Consider the following 8483-nt stretch of genomic DNA (forward strand, 5'->3'; position numbering starts at 1 on the left):
TCTTGTTCTAAGCCTTTTTGAATGTTTTGAATGTTTTGATTAATCTCTTTTGCCATAATGCCAAATTCGTCGTGAGATTTAGGGGTAACTAATGCTGGTGGCGTATCTACTTCGTGGCGTAAATATTTGAAAAAATCAAAGAGTAAAGTAGAGATTCCTCTAAGTCGTGCGACAATCTGTGTTCTAATAAAAACAAATATCACAAGCATTACAACAATAACAACTACGATGTTTGCAAGTATTAATGTTGTTCTAAGTTTCACCACAGATTCATAAATAGAACTTTCCGGCGCAGAAACAATTAATGTCCAAACTCCTCCTTCTACACCTCCGCCAATGTTGATATTTGCTACTGCTGTATAGCTCATCTCTCCTAAAGAGTTAATATAGCTAAAAAGCCCTTCAATCTGATTTTCAATCGCGTGCTTTAAGTCATTCATTGTAGGACTTTGATTGACTTCACGCAAATATTTGCCCAAAAAATCTTTTCTTCCGTGCGCTGCTATTGTAGAATCCATTGCATAGACACCTTTAAAATCGCCTTTGTAAATAGAGTTTGCAGGGTCTTGTAACATTGTTGTAATGCTTTGCAAATCAATAAATACCCCTAATACGCCGAGCACTGCGCCCTTTTCATCTAAAATAGGCTGATTGATTCCCATACCAAAAAACTCTTTACCCTCTAATGTTTTCCATAGAGGTCTGCCTACGGTTGGTTTGCCTGTGCTTAGAGTTTTTTGCAAGCTACCAAAATCTGTAATGATTTCATTTGCTTGAACAATTTGACTTTTATTTTGGTCATTCACAGCTAGAACCATAAAATCGCCATTTGGTAAGCGATGTTTTTGGTTGAGGATATTTTCACCTCTATATCGTGAATCTTTAAGATAAAGATAACCGAAACTTCCCCAAGTATTGCTATTAAGCATATCTAATACATCATTATCTAGAATCGCTTGTTTGCCTTGATACACATCACGCATTACAAAATGCTTGCTTGCATTTAATGCAACATAAATTTCGTTAAAGATTCCCCCCACCAAATTTGCTTCGCGTTTAGCTGCATTGACAAGCATTTTATTTGCTTCACGCGTTTGAATTGTTTGTGAGGTTTTGACAATCACTATTGTAACGACTAGCATACCAATGATTAATACACTGGAAAATGCCAACATAATTTTTGCACCAAGATTCAATGAGCGAAAATATTGCAAGAAAACTCCTTTAAAAAAATATTCCAAAAAACCTAGAAATCGCATTATATTGAAAGAAAACTTTACCAAAATTTAAATATATATTAAGAAAATAAATCACAATTTAATCTTAAAGAAACCAAAATATAAAATTAGAAGTTTTGTTGTCATTCTTAACAAACACTAAGTATTAGGCTTTATAATATCAAATCAATATTAAGGAGCAGCAATGACTTACACTATTTTGGAAGTAGAACACATTAGCGGTATTAGTTCGCGCAAGATTCGGTTTTGGCTAGACAAGGGGCTCTTTCCACACATTCATAAGGACAAAAATGGTGTGCGGCTTTTTAATCAAAAAGATATTGATTGGCTCTGCTGGATTGAACTCTATCGCAGGCTTGGAATCAGCATTAAAGAGATTCGGCATTACAAAAGCCTTGTTGATGCGGGAGATTCTACATTACAAGAGCGACTTAAAATCATTCAAAATCAAAAGGCAAAGAATCTTGCTGAAGTGGCAAAACTACAAGAAGCAATTGCAATGTTAGAATATAAAGAACAACTCTATCTTGAACTTATCACAAATGGGCGCAAAAACTACCAACCGCGCAGCTTTAGTGAATGTAAAGCGATTTTGGAGAACCAAAGCAAGCAAATAAAAGCAAAAAAGTAGAAAGATTGGTATTGATTGGGTAGGCTATGTTGCGTTGTTGCTTTCTTTAGGAATTTTATTTTTTGGTTTTTTAGGCATAGGCAGAGTGGGAGCAAGGGTAAGTATGACTTCTCTTAAAGTCTCCAAAGAATCCACATCAAGGATATAAGATTCCTTTGCACCTGCATAGGGAAAGCCAAGTGGGGTGGATTCTAAAAGGAGTTTTAGAATCTCAAATTTCTTGACGAAAAGCATCTCATCACAGAGCAAGAAAATAGGCTTAGGCACACTCTCGCCCCTATCAATCACATAAATGCAGTATTCTCCAAACATCTTTTTAGCACTAAAGTGATAAGGTGTATCTTCTAACGCACTTTTAAGATTCTCCAACACAAAATCCTTAAAGCTCTCACTTGTTGGCATACAAACCTCTTAGATTTTTTAGATTTTTCATTATTCTAGCTTCTCTTGATTTAAAGTAGCAAAATTATACAATAAATTTCACTTAATCCTTTGAGTTAAACCCTTGACAAACACTAAGTGTAAGGCTTTATAATTACAGAATCTATTTTCTATTACAAGGAGAACAAATGCAAAAATTCATTGCTATTGCTTTGGTAGCGACTTTAGGTTGCGTAAATATCGCTTATACAGAGGAGGCAAAAATGCAAAAGACACAGGAAATAGTAAAAGACGGCAGTCTTGGAGGATTTAAGGGAGATTCTAAAATCTTTAGCGGTGAAGTGAATGTTAAAATGCTGTTTAAAAGCGATTCTTATCGTCCTTTTGGCGGTGGGGAAGTTACTTTTTCTCCTCGCGCAAGGACGGCGTGGCATACGCACCCCGCAGGACAGACGCTTATAGTTACACAAGGCACGATTTATACGGGCACAAAAGCAGGCATTACACAAATCGCAAAGGTTGGTGATGTGGTGCTTTGTCCGCCTGATGTAGAGCATTGGCACGGAGCAGGCTTGAAAGAAAAGGGCGTCCATATCGCACTTACACACGAAAAAGATGGCAAAAATGTTACTTGGCTAGAACTTTTAAGCGATACAGAATATGAGGGCTACATTAAGGAGGCAGAGGGCAAGGCGAATAAGTAAGATTCTAAGGTTTTTGTGGTGCTTAAAAGGCGAATCTAAAAGCTAATTTATTTCCTCAAAATATGTAAATATTCCAAAGTGGAATCTTGTTTTTGGATTCGTTTAGAATCTGCCTTAAACCGCTGGTGCTTTTGGGTAGTAAAAGAGTATTTGCCATATTTTTCAAAAATATCTTGAATCTGCTCTAAACTAAGCAATCCCTCATCATTATAGCTTAGGAAAATCCACTCAAAATGCGCATTTTTGATGAGGTTTTCTAGCGTGTCCGCAACTTTTGCTTTCTTGCACCAAGCCGACTTTTCATACTCTCTCAAGCCTGTCTTGCCCTTTGGGATAAAATCATCATACAAGGCAATTGTGTTTAAAAGATGATAATTCGCGCCATATTCTCGCGCATTATAAGGTGGGTCAAGATAAAGAATATCGCCCTTTATCTTAGTAATAAGTGTATTTGCGTCCTCATTAAATACCAAATGTTCATTTTCATTGCATTCAAACTCTGCAGGATTTAGAATAAAACATTTGAGCGCACTTTTTTTAAGGTGCTTTAAAAACGCTCCATACACTGAAGCAGTGTTTGCGACCTTATCGGCGGATTCCAAAAGGGAGGCAAGGAGAAAATAATATTCCTTATCGTTGATGAATTTTTCCTCTTTCCATTGCGCGATTTGAGAGCGCACAGCGTCAATCCTTTGCGCATTTTCATCGCTAAAATATTGCCTCCCACTACCAGAACCAAGCGCATAGTAAGTATAGATTTTGCCCTTTTGTGGTGGCGTTTGAATCGTATCATTAAGAATGCGGAGCAGCTCATTAACACGCGCTAATTTTTGATGATTGCCGATATAATTTTGTGTCAAGACAAAGCTATAATATTCCTTGTCGTTGCTGATAATTTGCTTGACCTGTGTTTTAAAAAGCCTCCCCACTGCCGCACTCCCAGCAAACATATCGCAAAAGATAGAATCCTTTAAGGGCTTTGCACTAGCTTTTTGAAGTGTAGATTCTATGCTTGTTTGCAAAAAGCTAGAGAGTTTAAATTTAGAGCCAATGTAGTTCATCAAAATATCCGATTAAATGTTATGGAACAATTTTGAATTTTAAATTCTATATACATTAGGGGTAAAATATTATTTTTCTCATTGAACATTTGTGCTTGTTGATAAAAGTCTTGATAACAAGCAGAATCTTTATTGGCAGTTTCTCTACAAATTATCATCGGTTGAATATCTGATGGACGATTTGGAATATAATATTGTTCCAACCAATCAATATATCGTTGAATTTGTCTTAAAATTTCAGCATAAACACATGTAGATTTTAATTCTATGGGAATAATTTTTCTTGGATTTTCAGCAAGAGATAGCATAATATCAATGCGTTGCATTCCAACGCCACAGCTAACTTCATTGCCCAACCATTCAATCGGCTGATTTTCCAAAATTCCAAATAATTTAGTTTCATAAATAGATTGTAAAATGTAGGCTTGTAAATGTGCCTCGAATTGATTATTTCTTGAATATTTATAAATTAATCTCGGTAAAATATTTAATTTCTCTTGTCTGCCCTTGTAAATATGACGAGTGGAAATAGAGACAATTTCTTGATTTTTTAAATCAAAACTAAAATGAATTCCATTGATATTTTGCTTTAAATTTTTATCTCTAATTAGTGCAATAAGCCTTTCGCTTTCATAAATAGTAATCATTGTGTTGCCGCGATTGCCCTTTAGTTTCCGATAAATGAGACTCCACAACATTTGATTAGGGGATTGTATTGTTTTAATCTCATCTAATGCTTCCCATTCAGTAACGCCTTTGCTATAAACCTTTTCAGGTTCAATCAAACATCTAAAAGTAAGGGATTTGTTAAGTTCTTGCTTAAGATACTGTTGCTCATCATTATTATCAAAGAAAAATTTGTTCTTTACTTTAAATACACCAAAAAACTTTCCCTCCCCAATGCCAAATTGAAAATTTTGTTGCAAATAAAAAATAATTAAATCTCCAATTTGAACCCTTGAAAAATCTGCAACCATACCTAGAATAGTATTTTCAGTTTGTGTTGCAAGTTGTGTTATTGGATTATGATTAAAATCAACAACAGCTTCTTTCATACCTGTGCCAACAAACATAAATTCCAAGTGATATTTAAAAGTTATAGCATCTACAATAAAAACATGGGTTGTCATATCTGTCCTTAAGGTTTTAATCTTCTATGTGTGGTTTTTCTTTTGCATTTTTTACACCACATTTCCACTCCATACTTATATGTCCTTGTTGCATTATCTAAAGCATTATCAAATTCACACCCCCTCTTCTGCAAGGTCTCTAATGATTGCAGCGTGCTGACTTGACTTACCTAAATCACAGACAGCACAATGCCATTTATTATCACTTAGGATTTCTTTCATTTCATCCTTTTTAGTAGCCATTATAAATCCTTGTTGATACAAAATATAATTTCAAGGAGTAATTAAAATCATTCAAAAATTATAGCACAACAAAATGAAGCAGGGTTTTCTAAATTTTTCCAAAATCCCCTTGACAAACACTAAGTGTGAGGATTTATAATGTCATTTTATTTTGACATAAAGGAATGCAATGCAGAATCGGAGAAAATTTTTAAAAACTCTTGCCTTCACAGGAGTAAGTTTAAGTGCTGGCGTTTTGCCAACTTTTGCGCAAGAACACAATCCAAACAACACCAACTCACAAAATCAAGGAGCAACAATGAATACAAACCCACAAGTGTGGTATATCACAGGAGCAAGTGGAGGTTTAGGCTTAGAGCTTGCCAAATATCTTTTAAGCAAAGGCGATAAGGTTGCAGCAACTTCAAGGAAGCTATCCAATATAGAATCCAAACTTGGCAAAGAAAACGAAAACTTCTTGCCCTTAGAACTTAGCTTTAATGGTGATATGAATGCAAAAATTGCTGCAAATTTAGAAGCAGTCAAAAAGAAATTTGGCAGGTTGGATAATGTCGTGAATAACGCAGGATATGGACTTTTAGGATTTATTGAGGAAGTGAGTGAGAAACAATTAAGAGAACAATTTGAAGTCAATGTCTTTGCGCCATTTCTAGTCGTGCAAAACGCGCTAAAGATTCTGCGTCCGCAAAGCATTAAAGAAGGAGGCAATAAAGAGAATATTAAGGCTAGAATCTTTAATATAAGTTCTATTGCAGGATTTAGAGTATCTAACAATTCTACCCCTTATTGTATGAGCAAATTTGCGATAAGCGCGCTAAGTGAGGGATTGCTCCTTGATGTAAGTGAATATGGAATCCATACGATTAATGTAATGCCGGCGGGATTCCGCACCGAGTTTTTGGGCGCAAGTATGGTGAGTGGCGATAGAAAGATAAGTGATTATGACGCAAGACGCACGCAATTTGATAATATGAGGACAAATTATAATGGCAAACAAGCGGGGAATCCGCAGAAGTTTGCGGAGATTCTCTATGAAGTCTCACGCAATCCCAAGCCTCCCTTTAGCCTCTTTATGGGCGAAGCGGCATTTACAAGCGCAAACAATAAGATAAAATGGGTAAGTGAGGACATCAAAGCCACAGAATCTTATACAGGGAAAGCAGCAGACTTTAGCGATTCTGCAGGAAGTGCGTTTGATGGGAGGTAACTAGGCAACACCTCGTAAGCTTCAGAATTTTTGAAGCTTGCAGAGGATAAAATAAACCGCGAAAAACACAAAACAAAGGAAAAGGAAAGATTTATGTTTTTTGACCAAGGTTTTTGGAGCATTTTTCTTCTTGTTTATCATCATTCCTTTTCTACCCACTAACTCTCCTCGTTTCTTTTATTAATATTTTCTTTATTTTTTAGGAGTTTTTTTATGAAAAAAATATATGTAGGCACGAATATGGCTTGGTTTTTGGTAATTATAGCGGGAATTATTGAATGTTTTTGGGCAAGCGGACTAAAATATGCACAAAGTATGCTGGGATATGGCATAGTTGCACTAGGAATCATTCTTTCATTTGTATTAAATCTCATTGCCTGCCGCGTGCTTGAAGCAAGCACGGTCTATGCGGTATTTGTTGGTATTGGCACAGCAGGAATTGTATCAAGTGAAATCCTCATCTTTGACGAACCATTTTCGCTTGCCAAAATCCTTTTAATTTTTTTATTGCTTTGTGCAGTTATTGGGTTAAAATTGAGTTCCAAAAGCATAAGTGCGCAGGATTCGCGTATCGCCCAATCAATGAGCAATGAAATTGGTTTGAACGATATGGTAGAAGGAAAAACAGAATGAGTCTAAAAACTGCCTATATTCTGCTTGTGTTTGCGATTCTTACGGAAGTGCTTGCAGTCAATCTTATGAAAGCTAGCGGGGGAGCGATATTTGGCTATGTATGTATGTTTGTATTGCTTGTAGTCTCTTACTACTTTATGGCACTTTCGCTCAAAAGACTTTCCATTAGCGTGGCTTATGCGATTTGGGAAGTTCTTGGCGCGCTTTGTGTGGTGGCAATTAGTATTTTTTATTTTGGCGAAGAGTTGCTATGGACGCAAAAGGCAGGCATTGCCTTAAGTTTTTGTGGAATTGCGCTGATTAACTATGCCGAGCTAAAGGCGCATAAAAACGAGGCAAAACCTCTAACGCAATCACACAATAATGCGGATTCTAAGCCGTAAAAGAGTGCATAATGGGTTTTGTTTTAGTGATTCTTGCCGCGATTTTAGATATTGTGGCAAATTTATTCCTCAAAAAATCTAATGCTTTTAGGCATAAAGGTTATGCGATTGGTTGTATTTTAATGGTTTGGGCAGCTTTCACAGCACTTTCGTTTGCATTACAATATTTACCGCTTAGCGTTGCTTATTCTACTTGGGGCGCAGTGGGAATTATTGGCACAGCAGCAGGTGGCTATGTGTTTTTTAAGGAGAGAATTGGGATAATAGGCTATATAGGCATTGCAATCGTTTTATGCGCAGTTGTTTTGCTGAATATGGAATCCTAATTTTGCAAGTTGTTAAAAGGAAAACAATGTATTGGATAATTTTAATTTTAGCAGGTTGTATGGAAATAGGGGGTATTGCAATGATGAAAAGTTTCACTACAACCAACAAAAAAATCTTTTTGCTAGGGCTTTTGTTTTTTATGACCATTAGCTTTGGGTTATTATCACTTGCAATGCAGGAAATTTCAATGGGCACAGCTTATGCAATTTGGACAGGAATCGGCGCGGGCGGCGGTGTGCTTATCGGAATCCTTTTCTTGGGGGAAAGCAAAAGTATCATAAAATTGACTTGTGTAAGTATGATTATTTTATGTAGTATAGGATTGAAGTTGGTATCTTATTAATCTTTGCTTTCGCGTCCTTGCAAGGACGCGTAGCGAACGAAGCAATCCATAACCTTGCATAAAGAAATCTTAAAGGTGGAATCTTAAATTAAAAGATTCCATTGCAAACACTTTGGCGAGACTTTAGATTATATCTTGCCACGAAAGCCTAAAGGTTTTCTCGCAATGATGAATAAGAGAAATCTCTTAAAACTTCTTCTTA

The 8483-nt window shown here is 36.2% G+C and carries 11 protein-coding genes and 1 pseudogene; 7 read left to right on the top strand and 5 right to left on the bottom strand.

Features of this window, described 5'->3' with window-relative positions; translation table 11 throughout:
- Nucleotides 1-1214: pseudogene (locus K2N75_RS04080) on the bottom strand (hypothetical protein); the annotation flags it as partial.
- Nucleotides 1215-1422: 208 nt separating this feature from the next.
- Here K2N75_RS04080 and K2N75_RS04085 point away from each other — a divergent pair.
- Nucleotides 1423-1869 (top strand): MerR family transcriptional regulator, encoded by a 447-nt coding sequence (locus tag K2N75_RS04085; protein ID WP_297681499.1) that lies wholly within the window; start codon nt 1423-1425, stop codon nt 1867-1869.
- 24 nt (nt 1870-1893) lie between these two features.
- On the opposite strand, the gene K2N75_RS04090 is transcribed toward K2N75_RS04085, so the two are convergent.
- The gene (locus tag K2N75_RS04090; RefSeq protein ID WP_297681498.1) at nt 1894-2271 is read right to left on the bottom strand and encodes a transcriptional regulator; all 378 of its coding nucleotides are present in this window, start codon (nt 2269-2271) and stop codon (nt 1894-1896) included.
- 167 nt (nt 2272-2438) lie between these two features.
- Here K2N75_RS04090 and K2N75_RS04095 point away from each other — a divergent pair, with 167 nt between their 5' ends.
- Nucleotides 2439-2954, top strand: a complete 516-nt coding sequence (locus K2N75_RS04095; protein WP_297681496.1) for a cupin domain-containing protein — start codon at nt 2439-2441, stop codon at nt 2952-2954.
- Nucleotides 2955-3001: 47 nt separating this feature from the next.
- Here the strand turns inward: K2N75_RS04095 and K2N75_RS04100 are convergent, their stop codons facing one another.
- From K2N75_RS04100 to K2N75_RS04110, 3 genes are all read right to left on the bottom strand, one after another.
- The gene (locus K2N75_RS04100) at nt 3002-4015 is read right to left on the bottom strand and encodes a DNA adenine methylase (protein WP_297681494.1); all 1014 of its coding nucleotides are present in this window, start codon (nt 4013-4015) and stop codon (nt 3002-3004) included.
- Nucleotides 4015-5145 (bottom strand): DUF91 domain-containing protein, encoded by a 1131-nt coding sequence (locus K2N75_RS04105; RefSeq protein ID WP_297681492.1) that lies wholly within the window; start codon nt 5143-5145, stop codon nt 4015-4017. The genes K2N75_RS04100 and K2N75_RS04105 overlap by 1 nt, the downstream gene beginning before the upstream one ends.
- A 114-nt stretch (nt 5146-5259) precedes the next feature.
- On the bottom strand, nt 5260-5388 hold the full coding sequence (locus K2N75_RS04110; protein WP_297681490.1) for a hypothetical protein: 129 nt from the start codon (nt 5386-5388) through the stop codon (nt 5260-5262).
- 169 nt (nt 5389-5557) lie between these two features.
- Here K2N75_RS04110 and K2N75_RS04115 point away from each other — a divergent pair, with 169 nt between their 5' ends.
- The 5 genes from K2N75_RS04115 (at nt 5558) to K2N75_RS04135 (ending at nt 8281) form a co-directional block, all read left to right on the top strand.
- On the top strand, nt 5558-6595 hold the full coding sequence (locus K2N75_RS04115) for an SDR family oxidoreductase (protein ID WP_297681489.1): 1038 nt from the start codon (nt 5558-5560) through the stop codon (nt 6593-6595).
- Between the two features lie 213 nt (nt 6596-6808).
- Nucleotides 6809-7228 (top strand): multidrug efflux SMR transporter, encoded by a 420-nt coding sequence (locus K2N75_RS04120; RefSeq protein ID WP_297681487.1) that lies wholly within the window; start codon nt 6809-6811, stop codon nt 7226-7228.
- Nucleotides 7225-7611, top strand: a complete 387-nt coding sequence (locus tag K2N75_RS04125) for a multidrug efflux SMR transporter (RefSeq protein WP_297681485.1) — start codon at nt 7225-7227, stop codon at nt 7609-7611. The genes K2N75_RS04120 and K2N75_RS04125 overlap by 4 nt, the downstream gene beginning before the upstream one ends.
- A gap of 11 nt (nt 7612-7622) precedes the next feature.
- Entirely contained in the window at nt 7623-7937 is a 315-nt protein-coding gene (locus K2N75_RS04130) for a multidrug efflux SMR transporter (protein ID WP_297681483.1), read from the top strand.
- Between the two features lie 26 nt (nt 7938-7963).
- On the top strand, nt 7964-8281 hold the full coding sequence (locus K2N75_RS04135; protein ID WP_297681481.1) for a multidrug efflux SMR transporter: 318 nt from the start codon (nt 7964-7966) through the stop codon (nt 8279-8281).
- Nucleotides 8282-8483: the final 202 nt, after the last annotated feature.

The organism is Helicobacter sp., from assembly GCF_029067145.1.
In the GTDB taxonomy this organism is placed as follows: Bacteria; Campylobacterota; Campylobacteria; order Campylobacterales; family Helicobacteraceae; genus Helicobacter_D.

Excerpts from the sequence above, each read along its gene's own strand:
- K2N75_RS04085 (WP_297681499.1), top strand. The coding sequence starts at position 1,423 with ATGACTTACACTATTTTGGAAGTAGAACACATTAGCGGTATTAGTTCG.
- K2N75_RS04090 (WP_297681498.1), bottom strand. The coding sequence starts at position 2,271 with ATGCCAACAAGTGAGAGCTTTAAGGATTTTGTGTTGGAGAATCTTAAA.
- K2N75_RS04095 (WP_297681496.1), top strand. The coding sequence starts at position 2,439 with ATGCAAAAATTCATTGCTATTGCTTTGGTAGCGACTTTAGGTTGCGTA.
- K2N75_RS04100 (WP_297681494.1), bottom strand. The coding sequence starts at position 4,015 with ATGAACTACATTGGCTCTAAATTTAAACTCTCTAGCTTTTTGCAAACA.
- K2N75_RS04105 (WP_297681492.1), bottom strand. The coding sequence starts at position 5,145 with ATGACAACCCATGTTTTTATTGTAGATGCTATAACTTTTAAATATCAC.
- K2N75_RS04110 (WP_297681490.1), bottom strand. The coding sequence starts at position 5,388 with ATGGCTACTAAAAAGGATGAAATGAAAGAAATCCTAAGTGATAATAAA.
- K2N75_RS04115 (WP_297681489.1), top strand. The coding sequence starts at position 5,558 with ATGCAGAATCGGAGAAAATTTTTAAAAACTCTTGCCTTCACAGGAGTA.
- K2N75_RS04120 (WP_297681487.1), top strand. The coding sequence starts at position 6,809 with ATGAAAAAAATATATGTAGGCACGAATATGGCTTGGTTTTTGGTAATT.
- K2N75_RS04125 (WP_297681485.1), top strand. The coding sequence starts at position 7,225 with ATGAGTCTAAAAACTGCCTATATTCTGCTTGTGTTTGCGATTCTTACG.
- K2N75_RS04130 (WP_297681483.1), top strand. The coding sequence starts at position 7,623 with ATGGGTTTTGTTTTAGTGATTCTTGCCGCGATTTTAGATATTGTGGCA.
- K2N75_RS04135 (WP_297681481.1), top strand. The coding sequence starts at position 7,964 with ATGTATTGGATAATTTTAATTTTAGCAGGTTGTATGGAAATAGGGGGT.